At 65.5% G+C, this 18,162-nt stretch carries 23 protein-coding genes; 3 read left to right on the top strand and 20 right to left on the bottom strand.

Annotation, left to right across the window (positions count from 1 at the left end; translation table 11 throughout):
- Nucleotides 1–30: 30 nt before the first annotated feature.
- Nucleotides 31–1,026 carry a nitrilase-related carbon-nitrogen hydrolase gene (locus AC3WJD_RS03645; protein ID WP_492744613.1) on the bottom strand — a complete coding sequence of 332 codons (996 nt, stop codon included), beginning with the start codon at nucleotides 1,024–1,026 and terminating at the stop codon, nucleotides 31–33.
- A 107-nt stretch (nucleotides 1,027–1,133) separates the two neighbouring features.
- Between AC3WJD_RS03645 and AC3WJD_RS03650 the strand changes: the two genes are divergently transcribed.
- A complete protein-coding gene (locus AC3WJD_RS03650) occupies nucleotides 1,134–2,078 on the top strand; it encodes a GlxA family transcriptional regulator (RefSeq protein ID WP_492744614.1) in 945 nt (314 codons plus the stop codon).
- Nucleotides 2,079–2,097: 19 nt separating this feature from the next.
- On the opposite strand, the gene AC3WJD_RS03655 is transcribed toward AC3WJD_RS03650, so the two are convergent.
- From AC3WJD_RS03655 to AC3WJD_RS03665, 3 genes are all read right to left on the bottom strand, one after another.
- Complete coding sequence (locus tag AC3WJD_RS03655; RefSeq protein WP_492744616.1) at nucleotides 2,098–3,156, bottom strand: alpha/beta fold hydrolase; 1,059 nt, start codon at nucleotides 3,154–3,156, stop codon at nucleotides 2,098–2,100.
- 57 nt (nucleotides 3,157–3,213) lie between these two features.
- Entirely contained in the window at nucleotides 3,214–3,747 is a 534-nt protein-coding gene (locus tag AC3WJD_RS03660; protein WP_492744618.1) for a DUF1097 domain-containing protein, read from the bottom strand.
- Between the two features lie 91 nt (nucleotides 3,748–3,838).
- Nucleotides 3,839–4,255, bottom strand: a complete 417-nt coding sequence (locus AC3WJD_RS03665) for an organic hydroperoxide resistance protein (RefSeq protein WP_492744620.1) — start codon at nucleotides 4,253–4,255, stop codon at nucleotides 3,839–3,841.
- A gap of 154 nt (nucleotides 4,256–4,409) precedes the next feature.
- On the opposite strand from AC3WJD_RS03665, the gene AC3WJD_RS03670 reads away from it, so the two are divergent.
- Nucleotides 4,410–4,871 carry a MarR family winged helix-turn-helix transcriptional regulator gene (locus AC3WJD_RS03670; protein WP_492744622.1) on the top strand — a complete coding sequence of 154 codons (462 nt, stop codon included), beginning with the start codon at nucleotides 4,410–4,412 and terminating at the stop codon, nucleotides 4,869–4,871.
- An 8-nt stretch (nucleotides 4,872–4,879) separates the two neighbouring features.
- On the opposite strand, the gene AC3WJD_RS03675 is transcribed toward AC3WJD_RS03670, so the two are convergent.
- From AC3WJD_RS03675 to flgC, 16 genes are all read right to left on the bottom strand, one after another.
- The gene (locus AC3WJD_RS03675) at nucleotides 4,880–5,368 is read right to left on the bottom strand and encodes a DUF3237 domain-containing protein (RefSeq protein WP_492744624.1); all 489 of its coding nucleotides are present in this window, start codon (nucleotides 5,366–5,368) and stop codon (nucleotides 4,880–4,882) included.
- A 23-nt stretch (nucleotides 5,369–5,391) separates the two neighbouring features.
- Nucleotides 5,392–6,456, bottom strand: a complete 1,065-nt coding sequence (locus AC3WJD_RS03680; RefSeq protein ID WP_492744625.1) for an NAD(P)H-dependent flavin oxidoreductase — start codon at nucleotides 6,454–6,456, stop codon at nucleotides 5,392–5,394.
- Between the two features lie 26 nt (nucleotides 6,457–6,482).
- A complete protein-coding gene (locus AC3WJD_RS03685) occupies nucleotides 6,483–6,719 on the bottom strand; it encodes a tautomerase family protein (protein ID WP_492744627.1) in 237 nt (78 codons plus the stop codon).
- Between the two features lie 23 nt (nucleotides 6,720–6,742).
- Nucleotides 6,743–7,453: an SDR family NAD(P)-dependent oxidoreductase gene (locus tag AC3WJD_RS03690; protein WP_492744629.1), complete on the bottom strand. Its 711-nt coding sequence runs from the start codon at nucleotides 7,451–7,453 to the stop codon at nucleotides 6,743–6,745.
- Between the two features lie 141 nt (nucleotides 7,454–7,594).
- On the bottom strand, nucleotides 7,595–8,524 hold the full coding sequence (locus AC3WJD_RS03695; RefSeq protein WP_492744631.1) for a LysR family transcriptional regulator: 930 nt from the start codon (nucleotides 8,522–8,524) through the stop codon (nucleotides 7,595–7,597).
- 73 nt (nucleotides 8,525–8,597) lie between these two features.
- A complete protein-coding gene (locus AC3WJD_RS03700; RefSeq protein WP_492744633.1) occupies nucleotides 8,598–10,070 on the bottom strand; it encodes a M20 family peptidase in 1,473 nt (490 codons plus the stop codon).
- 119 nt (nucleotides 10,071–10,189) lie between these two features.
- Nucleotides 10,190–11,557 (bottom strand): putative bifunctional diguanylate cyclase/phosphodiesterase, encoded by a 1,368-nt coding sequence (locus AC3WJD_RS03705; RefSeq protein ID WP_492744635.1) that lies wholly within the window; start codon nucleotides 11,555–11,557, stop codon nucleotides 10,190–10,192.
- Between the two features lie 84 nt (nucleotides 11,558–11,641).
- Nucleotides 11,642–12,853: a helix-turn-helix domain-containing protein gene (locus AC3WJD_RS03710; RefSeq protein WP_492744636.1), complete on the bottom strand. Its 1,212-nt coding sequence runs from the start codon at nucleotides 12,851–12,853 to the stop codon at nucleotides 11,642–11,644.
- Nucleotides 12,854–13,024: 171 nt separating this feature from the next.
- Entirely contained in the window at nucleotides 13,025–13,447 is a 423-nt protein-coding gene (locus AC3WJD_RS03715) for a flagellar biosynthesis protein FlgN (RefSeq protein ID WP_492744638.1), read from the bottom strand.
- Nucleotides 13,437–13,739, bottom strand: a complete 303-nt coding sequence (locus AC3WJD_RS03720; RefSeq protein WP_492744640.1) for a rod-binding protein — start codon at nucleotides 13,737–13,739, stop codon at nucleotides 13,437–13,439. Before AC3WJD_RS03720 ends, AC3WJD_RS03715 begins: the two co-directional genes overlap by 11 nt.
- On the bottom strand, nucleotides 13,739–14,848 hold the full coding sequence (locus AC3WJD_RS03725) for a flagellar basal body P-ring protein FlgI (protein ID WP_492744642.1): 1,110 nt from the start codon (nucleotides 14,846–14,848) through the stop codon (nucleotides 13,739–13,741). The genes AC3WJD_RS03720 and AC3WJD_RS03725 overlap by 1 nt, the downstream gene beginning before the upstream one ends.
- A gap of 86 nt (nucleotides 14,849–14,934) precedes the next feature.
- Nucleotides 14,935–15,999 carry a flagellar biosynthesis protein FlhB gene (gene flhB / locus AC3WJD_RS03730; protein WP_492744644.1) on the bottom strand — a complete coding sequence of 355 codons (1,065 nt, stop codon included), beginning with the start codon at nucleotides 15,997–15,999 and terminating at the stop codon, nucleotides 14,935–14,937.
- Nucleotides 16,000–16,002: 3 nt separating this feature from the next.
- A complete protein-coding gene (fliR, locus tag AC3WJD_RS03735; protein ID WP_492744645.1) occupies nucleotides 16,003–16,758 on the bottom strand; it encodes a flagellar biosynthetic protein FliR in 756 nt (251 codons plus the stop codon).
- Between the two features lie 3 nt (nucleotides 16,759–16,761).
- Nucleotides 16,762–17,025, bottom strand: coding sequence for a flagellar biosynthetic protein FliQ (locus AC3WJD_RS03740; protein WP_492744647.1), 264 nt, complete (start codon nucleotides 17,023–17,025; stop codon nucleotides 16,762–16,764).
- A 52-nt stretch (nucleotides 17,026–17,077) separates the two neighbouring features.
- The gene (gene fliE / locus AC3WJD_RS03745; protein ID WP_492744649.1) at nucleotides 17,078–17,404 is read right to left on the bottom strand and encodes a flagellar hook-basal body complex protein FliE; all 327 of its coding nucleotides are present in this window, start codon (nucleotides 17,402–17,404) and stop codon (nucleotides 17,078–17,080) included.
- Between the two features lie 11 nt (nucleotides 17,405–17,415).
- Nucleotides 17,416–17,823, bottom strand: coding sequence for a flagellar basal body rod protein FlgC (flgC, locus tag AC3WJD_RS03750; protein WP_492744650.1), 408 nt, complete (start codon nucleotides 17,821–17,823; stop codon nucleotides 17,416–17,418).
- Between the two features lie 108 nt (nucleotides 17,824–17,931).
- On the opposite strand from flgC, the gene AC3WJD_RS03755 reads away from it, so the two are divergent.
- On the top strand, nucleotides 17,932–18,162 hold the full coding sequence (locus tag AC3WJD_RS03755) for a FliM/FliN family flagellar motor switch protein (protein ID WP_492744652.1): 231 nt from the start codon (nucleotides 17,932–17,934) through the stop codon (nucleotides 18,160–18,162).

Genomic DNA, 18,162 nt, shown 5'->3' on the forward strand with positions numbered 1-18,162 from the left:
ACGACAGACGCGTGCCGGGCAACAACGGGTTCAAGCAGGTTCGACTGTCTTTTCCGCATCGGCCGCGGCTTGCCGCTCCTGACCCGGGGTGCGAGCGTTCCGCTCGTGGAGGTGCGAGGTCGGCGTGCGATCGATCAGCAGGCTCAGCAGCTCGGGGCGGCTGTAATGACCGCGTGCATCCATGAGCCGCTTGCGCACGTCGATCAGCGCAAAATCGAGATCGGCGATCACTTCGCCTTCGCCCGCAAGCAACGGCTCGCCGATGATCCGGCCGTCCGGCCCCACGATCGCGGTGAAGCTGCCCCCCGAAATCGGGCCGATTGGGCCGCCCGTGTCCTTTGCGATACGGGCCTGCTGGTCGGCGTCCAGCCACGCGGTCGCGTTGACGACAAAACATGCCGATTCAAGCGCGTGCTGGCGGATATTGACCTCGATCTGCTCGGCGAAGAGCGGCCCGCCAAAGGAGCCGGGATACATCGCCGAGTGGATCTGCTCGCCATCGGCGATCAGGGCGTAGCGCGCGAGCGGCTGGTAATGCTCCCAGCAGGCGAGCTGGCCGACGCGCCCGACCGCGCTGTCGACCGCGCACAGCCCGGAACCGTCGCCCTGCCCCCAGATCATGCGCTCGTGATAGGTGGGCGTGATCTTGCGGCGACGCTGGATCAGCGTGCCGTCGGCATCGAACAGAAGCTGCGTATTGTAGATCGTGCCGCCGTCGCGCTCGTTGACGCCGATCGAGACGACCATATTGGCCTCCCTCGCGGCCTCGCCGAACGCATCGGTCTCCGCGGACGGAACCGTCACCGACTCCTCGAGCAGGCGCAGATGCTCGGCGGCCATCGCGAAGGGCGGCTGGACGAATGAAAAATAGGGGTAATAGGGCACAAGCGTTTCGGGAAAGGTCGCGAACTGCACACCCTTCGTACCCAGCTCGCGGATCTTGTTGACGACTTTTTCGACGGTGCCCTGACGGCTGTACAGCACGGGACTGATCTGCACCGCTGCGGCTTTGATGATCTTGCTCATGGTCATGTCCTTTCGGATCGGGTTGATGAGCGCAGAGATACGCCTTGTAGGCTATGTCTGAAATGTCGTATATGCCACCTTTCGTGACATGACTTGGAATTGAGGCAATGCTGCGTATCGGGTTCGTGCTTCAGCCCGGCTTCCAGGCGATGAGCCTGGCGGCGATCTCGGCGTTCGAATTCGCCAATCTTCTGGCGGGCGAGCCGGTCTATCAGATCGAGCTGCTGTCCGAATTCGGTGGCCCGCTGGACAGTTCGCTGGGCTTTCCGCTCGAAACGCGGCGCATCGGGCCTGTCGATTTCGACACCGTGATCTTCGGCAGCGGCATCCGCCTTGCGCCCGTCTCGCCCGCGATCATCGATTTCGCGCGCGGAGCGCTCGAGTCTTCGCGTCGCGTCGCCTCGATCTGCATGAGCGCCTTCGTCCTCGCAGAAGCGGGCATACTCGACGGGCGGCGCGCAACGACGCACTGGCTCGTCGCGCGCGAACTCAAGGCGCGTTATCCGGCCATCCGCGTCGAGGAGGACCGCATCTTCATCATCGACGGGCCGGTCTGGACCTCCGCGGGGATGAGCGCGGGCATCGACATGGCGCTCGGCATGGTCGAGAAGGACCTTGGTGCGGAACAGGCGCGCGCGGTTGCCCAGCGCCTCGTGCTCTATCACAGGCGCGCGGGCGGCCAGTCGCAACATTCCGCGCTGCTCGCGATCAATCCCAAGTCAGACCGCATCCAGAGCGCGCTCGCCTATGCCCGGAGCAACCTCAGGTCGCGTCTGACGATCGACGAACTCGCCGACGCCGCGCATCTCAGCCCGCGGCAGTTCAGTCGGGCTTTCCGCGCTGAAACCGGGCAGACGCCGGCCAAGGCCATCGAAACGCTGCGGCTCGAGGCGGCGCGGCTGATGCTGGAGCAAGGCCGGCACCCCGTCGACGTGATCGCGGCCGAGACGGGATTTGCCGATCGGGAACGCATGCGGCGCGCCTTTGTTCGTGCTTTCGGCCAGCCGCCTTTGGCGATCCGGCGCAACGCGGCAATGTCACCGCTTCAATGAACGGGGCCGGTTCCTCGATTTAAGCCGGATCGACATCCCTCACCGCCTGGGCGAAAGCCGCCGGGGCTTCCTGCGGCAGGTTGTGGCCGATGCCGCCCGTGACGAGCCGGTGCGCATATCGGCCAGTGAACTTCTTCGCATAGGCCGCGGGGTCGGGATGCGGCGCGCCGTTGGCGTCGCCTTCGAGGGTGATTGTCGGCACCGTGATGAGCGGCGCGGTCGCGAGCCGCTGCTCAAGCGCGTCATATTGCGGCTCGCCGCGCTCAAGACCAAGGCGCCAGCGATAATTGTGGATCACGATCGCGACATGATCGGGATTGTCGAATGCCTTGGCCGAGCGTTCGAAAGTCGCGTCGTCGAACGCCCATTTCGGCGATGCGGTCTGCCAGATCAGCTTCGCGAAATCATGGCGATTGCGCTCATATCCCAGGCGGCCACGCTCGGTGGCGAAATAGAACTGGTACCACCAAGAAAGCTCGGCCTTGGGCGGCAACGGCGCCTGGTTGGCCTGCTGGCTGCCGATCAGATAGCCGCTCACCGAAACCATCGCCTCGCAGCGTTCGGGCCAGAGCGCTGCGACGATGTTCGCGGTGCGCGCGCCCCAGTCGCAACCCCCAACGATCGCCTTGGGGATTTTGAGCGCGTCCATCAGTGCGATGATGTCGGTCGCGATCACCGCTTGCTGGCCATTGCGGGGTGTCGCGTCCGACAGGAAGCGCGTCGTCCCATAGCCGCGCAAATAGGGGATGATCACGTGGTAGCCCGCCGCCGCCAGCAGCGGCGCAACATCGACATAAGTGTGAATGTCATAGGGCCAGCCGTGGAGCAGCATGACCGGGCGGCCGTTGGCGGGCCCGGCCTCGGCATAGCCGATGCTGAGCTCGCCCGCCGCTATCTGCTTGAGCGGCGCGAACCCGGCAGCCTGCGCGCTGGAGGCGCGAGGCTGGCCCGGGGGAGAATTCTGCGCCGCCGCGGCCGAAACCAGCCCGAAGGGTGCCGCAGCGAGGGTGGCAGCCGCCACCCCCAGCAATTGGCGTCGCCGCGGATCGGCGAGGTCGAGCGGGTTTTCGGTTCGCATAAGGGATCTCCAGAAAGCTCTCAGTGATACCGGACCGGCGAGGACCCGTCTGTGGCGTCAGGCCTGATCGGTCTGCTCGACCGCCGACTGGAGCCGCCCTGCGACCGCCGCCGAGATCGCGCCGATGATGCCTGCGGCGGCAAGAATGGTAAAGCTCGCGCCGACCGGGGGCAGGCCCGAATAGAAGAAACTCGTCAGGCCGAGGAAATAGGCGAGCCCGTTGTTGATCGGCGCGCGCGTTCGCAGACTCAGGACGAGTATGACGACGCCGGTGACGGCGAGCGGGGTGGCTGCCGTGCCGAACGCGGGCGTGAGCAGGTTGATGACGATCGCGGTGCCGATCCCGAAGGCCAGCCCCAGCACGAACGAAGCAATATCGCCGACGCCCTGCCGCATTGTCGTGCCGCTGATGGCAAAGGCGATCCAGCCGAGGAACATTGCGGATGCGGGCAGCGAAACTGCCAGCGTGACGAATGTGGCGAGGCCCGCCACGACGGCAACGGCGAGCGTGCCGGCGTGAAAGCGGGGCTGGAGGGCAGAGACGAACGAGGGGGCGACAGGCGCCAGAATGGCGTCCGGAGAAGTGCTCATGGCGGGTTCCAGTGCTGGGGAGGTGGGTGCGGCGTGGGTCGCCGGGGAGCGCGGACCGGGGCTATGGGATCGCCCGGTCCGCGTCGATGGATCAGACGAGGTTGATGGTGACCGCGATATTGCCGCGCGTCGCCTTGGAATAAGGGCAAGTCTGGTGCGCGGTGTCGACCAGCGCCTGCGCCGTGTCGCGGTCGATGCCCGGCAGGCTCACATTGAGGCGCGCCTGCAGCAGATAGCCTTCGGCATTGGCGCCGAGATCGATTTCGGCATCGACTGCCAGATCGGCGGGGAGCCCAACCTTCATCTTGGCAGCCGCGATCCCGATCGCGCCGATGAAGCACGCCGACCAGCCGGCGCCCAGCAGCTGCTCGGGATTGGTGCCGCTGCCTGCAGCGCCCGGCGAAGTGAGCGCAACATCGAGCCGGCCATCGTCGCTGCGCGCCGCGCCGTCGCGGCCCCCGGTGATGTGGGTGCGGCCGGTGTAGAGGACTTTGTCCAGGTGGGTCATGGGAGGGATCCTTGCGTGAGAATCAATTCAATCGAATCCGATTAAATCGGATACGTGCCAAATAGAGCATCGCTTCCGAGAGTCAACCCCTTCCGATTTAATCGGATGCGATATATATGGGTGCGACATCGTCACGATATCCAGGAGACCAATGATGACCGCCCCGCCCCCTCCGCCCGGAGATAACCCTAAACTCGCTGATTTTCTGTGCTTTTCGATCTACTCGGCCAATCTTGCCTATGGCCGCGCCTACAAGCCGATCCTCGAGGAGCTGGGGGTGACCTATACCCAGTGGATCATCATCGTCGCGCTGTGGGAGGAGGATAATCAGACCGTAAAGGCGCTTGGCGAGAAACTTTTCCTCGAATCGAACACACTCACGCCGATTCTCAAGAAGCTCGAGGAGCTGGGCTATCTCCGCCGGCAGCGCGATCCCTCCGACGAGCGCCAGGTGTTGATCAGCCTTACCGAGGCCGGCCGCCGGCTTCGCGAAAAGGGCGCGCAGCGAACGCTGGTCGCGGCGTCAGGCCTCGCCCCCGACGAGTTCGACCAGGTGCAAAAGACAGTCGCGAGGCTGAGGGACAATCTGCTCGAACATGCAAGCCATAATGGCTGATCGGCCGGTCAGAGAATCTCGAAGACACTGTAGATCGGACCGCCGGGCAAGCGGTGGCCGATGCCGATCGCGATGATCCGATTGAGCCATTCATAGCGCGGCGCGGAGGTCGTGAAGCTGGGGACGATCCGGAAATAGTAGGCGCCGGGATCGACATCCTCGCCGCGGCCGATCCGTGCGATGATATCGGGCGGCCCATGGCGAATGCCGGGATAGCTCATTGCAATTAGCGCATCGTCGTCGGTACGCAGCACGATACGCGCATCGAGCAGGACGGTGCCGTCCTCACGGATCGTCTGCCAGTCGGTGCCTCCGGACAGGATCGAACCCGAGAGCCGATCGCCCGCGAAGGTGCCGCCGGGCACGTCGCTGACGCGCTGCCCGGCGCCCGGGGGACCCCCGATTGGGTGCATCCCGCTGACCTCGAGGTTCATCACGAACAGCGGCCGGGTTCTCACCGCCTTTAATTCGGCGGGCACTTGTTCCAGACTTGTCATAGCGTCTCCATCAAGAATTCGGGTCAAAGCGCCTGATCGAGTTCGGCCGCGAGCATCGCCACCAGTCGCGCGGCGGGCATGGCGCGGGCAAGCGGCGCCCCCTGCCCCGCCCATTGCGCGCCATATCCGAACTCCCCTTGCGCCTGCGCGGCGGTATGGAGCGCCTTTCCGAGATCGTAGGCGATCGGATAGGCGGGGATATCGTCTGCGTGGATGTCGGCGCCCAGCGCAGTGAAGCGGTTGGCGAGACTGCGCGCGGGACGCCCCGAGATTGCCCGGGTCATCGTCGTATGGTGCGCCGCATCCCCTGCAAGCGCGGCGCGATAGCCCACATCGGCAAGGCTCTCGTCACATGCGATGAACGCGGTGCCGAGCTGTGTGGCGGAAGCGCCAAGCTTGAGCGCGGCGGCGATGCCCGCACCATCCATGATCCCACCGGCCGCGATCACCGGCAGCTCGACCTCGCGGGCGAGCAGCCGGGTCAGCGCCATGGTGCCAATCCGGTCATCGGGTGCATCGGGATCGAACACGCCGCGATGCCCGCCCGCTTCCCAGCCCTGCGCGACGACGGCATGGATGCCCGCAGCGGCGATAGCACGCGCTTCGGGAACGCTGGTGGCCGAGGCGAGCAATATGATTCCGGCCTCGCGCAGCGCCCGGATCGCGGCTTCGCCCGGCAGGCCAAAATGGAAGCTCACCACCGAGGGCCGCTCCTCGAGCAGCATCGGCAGCACGGCATCATCCGCGACGAAACTGCGGTAGATTTCGGTCAGCCCGGCGGGAGGCGACGTGCCGAACGCTTCGAATGCAGGGCGCAGGCGTTCGATCCACGCGGCCTCGACCGCGGCGTCGGAGGTCGCAGGGCGATGGCTGAAGAGGTTGACGTTGAGGGGACCCTGCGATCGCTCGCGCACCGCGGCGATCATCGCGCGCGCGCCCGCAGCGTCGGTCGCACCGACACCGATCGAGCCAAGCGCGCCGGCCGCGCTGACCGCCGCGGCCATTGCGGGTGAAGACACACCCGCCATCGGCGCCTGGATGATCGGCAGCGAAATACCGAGCAGCTGGAGCAGATGACGGGTGGACATTGCAGGTCTCCGGATCGGTGCGTGTGTCAGCCGGACTTGCCGGCAAGCTTCTTGCGATACTCTGCGACGGGCATCCCGCCCCAGCCCCAGTCTTCCATATCGACTTCCTGGAAGATGACCCAGGTCCATTCGGGGGGCTTGCCGAGCACGTCGAACAGCACCTGGCTCATGCCCTTGTAGATGGCCGCCTTCTGCTCGGCGGTCACGTGATCGACATCGGGCGTGGTGCCTTCGCGGGTGACCTGAACGGTGACGATGGGCATCGTGCGTCTCCTCAACAGCCGGATCAGTGGCCGGCGGCCTGGCCGCCGTCGACGTGCAGGATCTCGCCGGTCACGAACGGGGCATTCTCAAGATACAGAACCGCATCGGTGATGTCCGGGATTTCACCCATACGACCGACCGGGTGCAGCGCGGCGAGGAACTCGTGCGTTTCGGGGCCGTGCATCGGGGTCTTGATCACGCCCGGCGAAACCGCGTTCACGCGGATGCCGCGTGTCGCATATTCGATCGCGAGGCTCCTAGTCGCAGCGACGATGCCGCCCTTGGACAGCGAGGCGAGCACCGAAGGCACCTGCGACAGCGCGTGGTCGACAAGGCTGGTGGTGATGCTGACGATATGGCCGCGGCCCTGCTTTTCCATCTCGGCGATCGCGGCCTGGGTGATGAAGTAGAAGCCGTTTAGGTTGGTCGACACGACCTGCGCATATTGCTCGGCGGTGTACTTCGTGAAGGGGCTGGCAACAAAGATGCCGGCATTGTTGACCAGCGTGTCGATGCGCCCGAACTTCGCAAGCGCCTCGGCGATCACGCGCGGGCCGGTGGCGGGATCGCCGATATCGCCGGCGATCGCGAGCACGTCGGGATTGCTGGAGGGCTGGATCGAGCGCGAGGTCGCGACGACCTTGTAGTTGCGATCGAGATAGGCATTGACGAGCGCAGCGCCGATGCCCTGCGAGGCGCCGGTGATGACGGCGACTTTTTGTGCGGTGGCCATAATGTGTAACCTCCGTTCCGTGGTTTCGGTCCTGCGACCGGTCGGCGCGCTTTGCGCCAGCCCCGGAAATCTAGGTCACACCGATGCGCGTGATAATTGATGTTGGGCGGCAAACATTCAACCGAAATTCGGCATAATTCGCTAGAGAGCGCGCGCCTCGATCGCCATCCGCGCAAAGGCGGAGCGCAGCCGCGGCGCGGCAAAATCGATGAAGGCGCGGACCTTGGGCACCGAAATACGCCCCTGCGGGGTCAGCAGATGCACCGGAAGCGCGGGATGCTCGGCGTCGGCCAGCACCACCTCGAGCCGACCGTCCTGCACCTCTTTCGCGACATGATAGGAATAGAGCCGCGTGAGCCCGCGCCCCGCGACCGCCGAGGCCACCGCGGCGCGCACCGTATTGACGACGAAGCGCGGCGAGAAATGCACGGTGCGCGGGATGTTCGAGCCCTTGCCCGCGGTGAAGCTCCAGGAATCGAGGCCGAAGTTGGTAAAGGATATGATCTGGTGCCCCGACAGGTCCGCGGGTTCGAGGATGCGCGGATGCTGCGAAAGGTAACGCGGCGAAGCGACGACCACGCGGCGGACATCGCTGCCGACCCGCGTCGCGATGAGCGAGGAGTCGGGCAGCTGTGCGACGCGCAAGACGATATCGACCCCTTCATCGATCAGGTTGACGGAACGGTCGAGAAGCAGGAGCCGCGCCGAGACCATGGGATAGGCATCGAGGAAGTCGTCGATGATCGGCCGCAATATCTCCTCGCCGCTGATCGGTGGCGCCGACAGCGTCAGCATGCCGCGGGGCGCCGACCGCTCGCCGCCCGCAAGCAGATCGGCCTCCTCGAGCTCGGTGAGGATCTGGCGACACGCGACGACGTAGCGCTGGCCCGCGTCGCTCAACCGGATCGAGCGCGTGGTACGATGGAGCAGCTCGGCGCCGACATGCGCCTCGAGGAATGCGATTGCACGGCTGACCGCGGTCGGAGAGCGCCTGAGCTCGCGTGCGGCACCCGCAAGGCTTCCCTTATCGACCGCAGTGACAAATACCTTCATCGCGTCGATGCGATCCATGAACCGTCCCGCAATCCGGTGGAATGATCCGCCAAAGCTACGCAGTCGATCGCGGATCGGCAATGCGGCAATGCTATCCAGCCGCCGACGCGATCAACTGCGCATAGAAGCGCGTCATCCGCGCCAGATTGTCGAGCGTCATATGCTCGTTGGTGCCGTGGATCGTCTTGACCACGTCCATCTCGATCGCGAGCGGCTGGTAACGATAGATGTCGCTCGCGATGGGCGTCATGTAGCGGCTGTCGGTTCCGCCGGTGACCAGGCCCGGCGCGACGGGCACCTTGCCGCCGTCCGACGCCAGCGCGGCGATCAGTTTCCACCCCTCCGAGCGCGTCGAGGACACCGGCGACGGGTTGTTGTGATGGCCCTCCCAGGCAAGCTCGACATTCAGTCCCGAAACCGCCGCTTTGGCCCGCTTCATGACATCATCGGTGATCTGGCCGGGGGCGATCCGGTAGTTGATCCACGCGGTCGCGTCCTGCGGCAGCACATTTTCCTTGGGGCTGCCCTTGAGCATGGTCGGCGCGATCGTGGTGTGGAGTGTGGCGGCGCCGGTGGGCGTCGCGCCGATCTGTTTCACGAGCAACGGCCCGAACAGCCAGCTATTGGCGACGGCCACGCGCGTCAGCAGCGGCGATTGCGGTGCAAGCGCCCTGACCATGTCTGCCCCGGGCCCGTCGAACGTCATCGGATCGGGCTTGCCCGTGATGGCAAGGACGGCCTTTGCCAGAACCTCGGCGCCCGTCTCGCGCGGGGGCGCCGACGAATGGCCGCCGACCGCCGGCGCGGTGACGCGCATCGTGGCATATCCCTTTTCGGCGACGCCGATGATCGCGACCGGGCGGCCGAGCATCGGAAAATCCTTTACCGTCACCATGCCTTCATCGAGCACGAACTCCGCGCTGACACCGCGCGCCTTGAGCGCCGCCGCGGCAGAGCGCGCCCCGGCGCCGCCGACCTCCTCGTCATGGCCGCTGACGATGATCACGGTGCGCTTCGGACGAAAGCCCGATGCCGCCAGCGCCTCCACGCCCTCGAACAGCGCAACGAGCGAGCCCTTGTCATCGATCGCGCCGCGACCCCAGACCGCATTCTCCGCGATCACGCCGCCAAAGGGCGGATGCTTCCAGTCATCCTCGCTCCCCTCGGTGACGGGAACGACGTCCTGATGCGCCATCAGCACGATCGGCTTTAGCGCGGGATCGCTCCCCGGCCAGGTGTAGATCAGCGTATGGCCGGCCACGATCTCGCGCGTCATCGCGGCGTGCGCGGCGGGATAGGTTGAGGCAAGCCAGGCATGGAGCTGGTCCCACTGGGCGGGGTCGTTCTCGGCGGCGTCCTGGTGGCTGACCGTCTTTAGCCTTATCGCATCGACAAGGTGCCGTGCGGCCGCGCCCTGGTCGATCGCGGGGGCCACGGCAAGGCGCACCGATGCGAAATCGACCGCCGCGGACGGCTGGAAGGTCAGCGTCCGCACTGCCACCACACCCCCCAGAAGCACCACCGCGCCCAACATCCCCAGCGCCACCTTGCTCCCTGTCTTCATGGACATCGCCCCTTTTGCCAATGCGATGTCCGTCATATCGCGCCGGGCGGCGCGCGCCAAATGCAGCGGAATCCGGCGCCGTCTGGTACGTCAACGCGAACACGTGAAACGTCGCAGCGTCAACCCGCTGCGCGCCACAAGCCGTTATCTTGTTCGAACTCGATGATCATCCGGAGCGTCGCCGCCGAGGGCAGCGGACGCCCGAACAAGAAACCCTGGCCATAGGCACAGCCGAGACGCGACAGCATCGTTGCCTGCTCGAGCGTCTCGATCCCCTCGGCGGTGACGGGCATGCCGAGGCTTTGCCCGAGATCGATGATCGCCTTGACGATCTTGCCGCCCGCAAATCCGTCGAGCGCCTGGATGAAGGACCGATCGACCTTGATCCGGTCGAATTGCAGCGCGCGCAGATGATGCAGGCTCGAATAGCCCGTGCCGAAATCGTCGAGCGCCACCTTCACCCCGGCATTGCGCAGCGAGGTGATCGTCATGCGCGCAAGCTCGACGTCGCGGACCAGCGCACTCTCGGTGATCTCGACGATCAGCCGGCCCGGCGCGATGCCGCCGGCGTGGAGGATCTGGAGCAGCCTGAGCGGCAGATCGGGATCGCAGATCTGGATGGGCGAGACGTTGATCGACAGCGTCAGATGGGACGGCCAGTTCCGGAGATCGCGACAGGTCTGACGCAACAGCGCGAAGCACAGGTCGGTGATCGCGTCGAGATCCTCGGCGATCGGGATGAAGGTGCCGGGATCCAGCATGCCCCGTTTCGGATGGTTCCAGCGTGCAAGGCTTTCGAAACCCACCAGATCGCCGGAGCGCAGCGAAAAGATCGGCTGATAGAAGGGGACGAGTTCGCCGCGCTGAATGCCCGAACGCAGATCATCCTCGAGCGCCGCGCGGTCACGCAGGTCGATATCCATCGCCGGCTCGAACGCGCGGAATGTTCTCCCGCCACCCCGCTTGGCGCGCGACAAGGCAATTCCGGCCGCACGCAGCAGATCAGCCGCAGCGCTGGCACCAGCTTCATCGACGGCGATGCCGATCGACGCGCCCACATCGACAATGCGCCCGCATATATCGATCGGCAGCGCGACCGCATCGAGTATCCGCCGTGCGAGATCCTCGGCAATGGCCTCCTCGCGCGTATGCGCGGCCAGCAGCGCGAACTCGTCGCCGCCAAGATGCAGCAATCGCATAGACGGCTCTGCCAGGCGTTGCAGCCGTTCGGCCGCGACGCGCAGCACCTGATCACCGGCGGCGTGGCCACAAAGATCATTGACGATCTTGAAGCGGTCAAGATTGACGAGGATCAGCGAAACGACGCCCTGCGGATGTCCGCTGCGCCGCGCCTCGGCAAGCAGCTCGGCCAGCATCGGGCGCGAGGGCAATCCGGTCAGCGGATCGAGCGGCCGTGCCGGCGTCGCCGGGACGATGTCACGCGCCAGGCCAGATAAAAGCCGTTCCGCCCAGCGAGGTACGCGCATGCCACAGTCCCAATCGGTGCCTTATACGCCCATTATAGGATGATCGCGACAAGCGTTACGCAGCCGGGTCGATATCGCCGCGCGCTATTCGAAGATCGCGCCGATCACCGTTGCCACGTCGGCGGGGTCTAGGCCGTCCATCGCGATCTCCCGGTCGGGATGGACGCTGTGGCCCATCATTCGCCCGTCCCGATCGAAGGTGACCGACAGTAGCCGCAGCCCGCCTTCTTCACGCACCACCGCAAGCCCCCCCGCCGAAGGAAAACGATCGGGGTCGACGATCACCGTCGCACGCCCCGGCAGTCCGGCACCGAGCGAGGGGCGGCAGACGCGCAAGCCGAAGGCGTTGGGCCCCGCCATGCGCGGCGCCTCTGCGGTCGCTCCGGTTGCGGTGCGGGCGATCAGACCATCGCTCAACGGCGTGCCGAAGACGGGTACGAGCCGTACCGTCGCACTGTCGGATGCCTGGATTGCCGCGATCACCGCCGCAGACTCGGGCGTGTCAGCGACGGGCGCGCGCTGCGGTTCGTGCGTCCTTGCGGTCCGGCGCGGCTCAGCAGGGGCTTGCTTGCCTCCACCGTCAAGCTGCACGCGCAGTGCCGCGACCTTGGCACGCGTCTTCGCGATCCGCAGCTCAGGATTGGCGACCTGGGGGAGATAGGACGCGAGCGCTCCGCTTTCATGCGCATCGGCCACCTCCTGCCGCAGCGCCCTCACGTCGCGGACTCCGAAAATGCGGCATAGTGCCTCGCGTGTCGCATCGTTCCAGCGATCCAGCGCCTTGTACGCGTTTTCGAGGCGCGAAAGGATCACGGGCGGCAGGCCGTACACGCTTTCGATGGCGGCGATCGAAAGGGCGGGATCCGCATCGCGCCGCGCGCGCAGCGCCGCGGCGAGCAGCACCGCAAAGGTATCTTCCGCGATGTCGAAAGCCGCGGGATCCTGAAATTCGGACGCCCAGCGCGCGATGTCGAAGCCGGGATCGTCGATGTCGATCAGCAGTTGCTGCGGCTTGATGCCAAGCGCGCCGGCGATGGCGACCAGTTCCTCGGCGCGCGCGAACACCTCGCCGCGCTCGATCTTGGAGAGCCGGATATAGGGAATGGCGGGGATGCGCTGCGACAGGCCGAGCAGCCGGGGGAAGCCGCTGCGCCTCCGCCAATCGCGAACCGAATTGGGAAAGATGGTCCAGCGATGGCGATCAATGGCGTCCGCCTCCGCATATTTGCCGGCCAGGGGATGCTCGGTGACGCGGCGAACAAGGTCGGCGTACGAAGTGCCATGACTTCGTTTCATATAGGATGCCGCTCCGTCCTCTCGCCCGCTCCAGGTCGCTTCACTTGCGCGGTGGCATAGCCTCTATGATCCTTTGAAGTCAATATTATGGGATGGGTCCGATCCGGTCGGAAATGCCCTTTTGCAGCGCGTTGGCGACGCGAGCGTCGCCAATCCGCACCGCCCCGGGCGTCAATATTCCGAGTTGACCGATATCGGCGTCGCCAGATCCATGTGCGACAGGTCGCCGCGGGCGCCATAGGTCGAGGTGCGGCTGCCCGACAGTCGCTTGGCCTCGGCCGCGACCGCGCCCATCATTTCGGCGGAAAGATCGATCTGGCGCTCGAGGATCGCGGCATTAGCGGTCGATGCGTCGCCGAGCGCGATGAGCGCACCCGCAAGCGCGTCACGCTGTTCGTCGTCAAGCGCCTCGGTCCAGCCCGGCTGTTCGCGATTGACGCGCGCGAGCTCGGTTTCGAGTACGCCGACAAGGCGCACCTTCGCGGCGGCGAGTTCGGCAAGGTCAAGCGCGCGCTCATGCCCGCGGAGGCGGTCGGTTTCCTCGTTCATGATCAGCGTGAGCGATGCCATGACGTCGATAATGTTACTGCCCATGTGCCGCGCTCTCCTGCATCTTGATCATATGGTCCAGAACGACGGGGGCGAGGCCGAAACCGCCGCGTTTCGCGATCTCGTTGCCCATCTGCTCGGCAAGGATGCCGCGAAACATTTCCTCCGCGTGCCCGCCCGAAAAGCCGCCATCGCTTTCGACCATCTCCATCATCAACTTGGTCATCTGGCCGACGAACACCGCCTCGAATTCGCGCGCCGTACCCGCCGCATCGGGCTTCTGCCTCGGCATCTGCGGCGCGGGCGACGGCGGCAGCGTCGGGGAAATCGGATCCATCATTGCACCTCTATTTCGGCCTGGAGCGCACCCGCGCTGCGGAGCGCCTGGAGTATCGTGATCAGGTCGCGCGGGCTGACGCCGAGCGCATTGAGCCCCGAGACGAGCGACTGAAGCGAGGCGCCCCCGCCGACCATCGCGAGCGAACGCCCGCCACCATCGTCGACGTCGATCGAGGTGCGCGGCAACACCTTGGTCTCCCCGTCCGAAAAGGGTTCGGGCTGCGACGCGATCGGGGATTCGGATACGCTGATCGTCAGCCCGCCCTGCGCGATCGCGACGGGGCTGACGCGCACGTCCGCGCCCATCACCACGGTACCAGACGCCTCGTTGATGACGACGCGGGCGGGCAGATCGACCTCTACGGGCAGATTCTCGATGCGCGCGACCAGCTCGATCACGCTGCCGGGCGCACCGTTCGGAGAACGCAGCTCGACTGTCGCAGGATCGAGCACTTCGGCCGCACCCATTTGCTGCCGGTTGATCACCGCCGCGATGCGATGCGCGGTGGTGAAATCGGGATTCTTGAGCGCGAGCTTCAGGCTCGTCGCCGATTTGAGCGCATAGGGCACCTCGCGCTCTATAATCGCGCCGCCCGCAATCCGCCCCGAAGTCGTGACGCCGCGCGTCACGCTCGCGGCCTGGCCGCGCGCCTGGAAGCCCGAAATCGCGACGGGTCCCTGTGCCACCGCATAGATCTCCCCATCGAGCGCGCGCAACGACGAGACGAGCAACGTGCCGCCCTGCAGGCTGGTCGCATCGCCCAGCGCCGAGACCTGCACGTCGATCGTCGAGCCCGCGCGTGCAAAGGGCGGCATGGTAGCAGTCACCGAAACCGCCGCGACATTCTCGGTCCGCATCTGCGTGCCGCGAATGTTGACCCCCATCCGCTCGAGCATCGCCTGCATCGTTTCCTCGGTGAAGGGCGCGTTGCGGATACGATCGCCCGTCCCCGCGAGGCCGACGACAAGCCCATAGCCGACAAGCTGGTTTGTGCGGACATTCTCGACATCGACGATATCCTTGATCCGCGGCGCTGGGCCCGCCTTTGCGGCCATCGGCATGCATGCGGCAAGCATCGCAGCGGAGACGATGAAGAAGGCACGCATGCGGGAGCTGGATGAGGTTCGCATCATAGTCCTTATAGGATGGAGGCGGTGCCCAACGGGTTCGGCGGAGCGGGTTTTTGCGCGCATCACGCCGCCTTGCGGGCAAGCCGCATGACATAGCCGATGATCTCGGCGACCGCGGCATAATGCTCGATCGGGATCGGGTGATCGATGTCGACCGCTGCATAAAGCGCACGCGCCAAGGGCGGGCTCTCGACGATGGGGACATTGTTCTGGCCCGCTATCTCGCGGATCCTGAGCGCGACCGCGTCGACGCCCTTGGCAACCACGACGGGGGCCGCCATGTCGCCATGCGCATATTTGAGTGCGACCGCATAATGCGTCGGATTGGTGACGATCACGCTGGCACCCGGCACCGCCGCCATCATCCGCTTGCGCGCGCGCTGCATGCCGATCTGGCGGATCTTGGCCTTGATCTTGGGATCGCCGTCGCTCTGCTTGTGCTCGTCCTTAAGCTCCTGAAGGCTCATCCGCATCTTCTTCATCCAGGCGCGGCGCTGGTAGATGAAGTCGAAGCCCGCGAGCAGCACGACGAGCAGCGCGACCGCCTTGATCATCTGATAGACGAGCTCGCCCGCGGCCTGCCCGATCGCGCCGGGATCGGACCCGATGAGCTGATCGAACGCGACGGCCTTGGGCCAGATGATGAACAGGGCGACCGTGCAGATGACAATGCACTTGGCAAGCGTCTTGGCGAATTCGACCAGCGCCCGCTTGCCGAGCAGGCGCCCAAGACCCGTCATCGGATTGAGCTTGGACCATTTCGGGCTGACGCGCGACCAGGACAGCGTGGGCCGCCCCTGCAGGAACGGGGTGAGCAGCGCACAGCCGACAAGGAGCCCCGCCACGGGCGCGAGCGACATCGCCGCCTGCACGAATACACCGCCAATCAGGTTGCGCGCGCCCTCGGGTTCGAGCGCGAAGTCGTCCGCGCTACCCCAGAGCCGGACGAACATCGTCGCGAGGCTCGCCAGCGTCATCGCGCCCAGCCCGCCGGCGATCGCAAGCATCGCTACGAACATCGCGGCATGGCGCATTTCGGGCGCGCTCGCGACGTCGCCCTTGGCGCGCGCGTCGTCGAGCTTCTTCTGGGTCGGCTCCTCGGTCTTGTTGTCCTTGTCCTCCGCCATAACCTAAAGACTCCATCCACCTTGCAGATAGGCAGCCATGGCCTGCGCGAAGGCGGTCAGCGCGGTGCCGATCGTCACCGCGAAGAGCGCGAGCCCGAGCAGGATGTTGAGCGGCTGCGAGATGAAGAACACCTGGATCGCGGGCGCCATGCGCGCTGCAAGCCCGAGACCGACGTTGAAGACGATGCCATAGACAAGCAGTGGTGCGGCGAGGCTGAGCGCGAGCGCCATCGCACTGCCCGTCGTCTCGACCGCCAGCCGCGCGAAATCCTCGGCGGGGGGCAGACCGCCGACGGGAAAAACGGCGTAGCTCTGGACGATCGACGCGATCCAGAGATGATGGACACCCATCGCCATGCAGGTCACCGCCGCCGCGAGGGTGAGGAGACGCGACAGCAGCGTGGACTGCCCACCCATCGACGGATCGGAGACCAGCGCCGAAGACAGGCCGACCTGCATGGAGACGATCGCGCCCGCCATCGCCGCTGCGTTGAACAGGATGCGGATGATCATCCCCATCGCGATACCGACGAGCGTTTCGGCGATGATGATGCCCGGCAGCGCGGTGTCCGACCGGATCACCGGCGCGAGCCTCCCCTCGAGCAGACCGAACAGGCCGGCGGTGAAGCCGAGCGCGAGCATCAGCCGCACGCGCGGCGGGATCGCGTCCTCCGAAAACGCCGGAAGCAGCATCAGTACCGCCCCCACCCGCGCGAACAGGATCAGGAAGGCCGTCGCGTCGAAGGGCAGATCGGTCATGGCTCAGCCGGCGACGATGATGTCCGCGATCCGCGCCATGAACGCGGAGAGCGCCGAACCGATCATGGGAAGCGACAGCAGCAGCACGATGCCCATCACGACGATCTTGGGGACGAAGGTGAGCGTCATTTCCTGGATCTGCGTCAGCGCCTGGAACAGCCCGATCGCGACACCCACGATCAGCGAGGCGATCAGCATCGGCCCGACGATCGTCAGCGTGAGCAGCAAGCCGGCCTTGGCCAGCTCCATTGCCTGGAAGGAGTCCATATGGGTTGCCTTTTTCTGGCCTGCAGCGTTTCGTCAGGCGCGGGCAGCGGGCTCAGATCTGCATCCGCATGATTTCGGAATAAGCGTTGACCACGCGGTCACGCACCGCGACCACCGTGTCGAGCGCGGTCTCGGCGGCGCCGATCGCGGTGACGACGTCGATCAGATCACCCTTCCCCGCCACCTGCTGCGCACTCACGGTTTCGGCCTGGCGCAGCGAACCGGCGGCTTCGGTGACCATATTCTCGATCATCGCGCCGAACCCGCCCGAACCCGGCGTTGAAACCGGCACCGCGGCGGCGGAGTCGCCCGTCTTCGGGACGATCGAGGTCATCGCGCGCCCATAGGCGGACGCGGCGTCAAGGGCTCCAATGGACATTGTGTTTCCTCTTATTTGAGCAGGTCGATGGTCCGCATCGTCAGGCCGCGCGCGGCCTCGATCGCGTTGAGATTAGCTTCGTAGGAGCGTTGCGCGGCCTTCATGTCGGCGGTCTCGATCAGGCCGTTGACATTGGGACGCTGCACATAGCCCTGTGCGTTGGCTGCGGGGTTGCCGGGCTGATACACCTGCGGGAACGCGGTCTTGTCACCCTCGATCGATTTGACGGTGACGTTGGTCGCCCCGGAATTGCGGTCGACCTCCGCCTTGAAGGTCGCGACACGCCGCCGATACGGATCACCTCCGGCGGTGCGTGCGACCGAATCCTGGTTGGCGAGGTTCTCGGCAATCACGCGCATGCGGAGCGACTGCGCACGCAGGCCCGATGCCGAAACGCCGATCGAAGACTTCAAATCCATGCTTCCTCCAGCAACCAAGCTGCCGACATCTCCCTTATAGGCAATTTTTGCCGAGTGGCCGCGGCTCCCATAAAATTATTCCTATAACGCCCTTGAAAGGAGACACGCATGTCTGTGCTCGAGGGTATTCCCATTGATCTGTCGATCGTGCTCGGATCGGCTGACATCCCTATTCGACAGGTGCTCAAAATGGGCCGCGGCGCGATGATCCCGCTGGATTGCGGGCATAATGACCCAACGCTGGTCTATGTGAACGACGAACTGGTCGCGAAGGGCAAGGTGCTCGTCGATGGCGAGCACATGTCGCTCGAGATCACCGAAGTCGTGCAGCGCAGCTGA

This window comes from Sphingobium sp. FW306-1B-F04DB, from assembly GCF_058781925.1.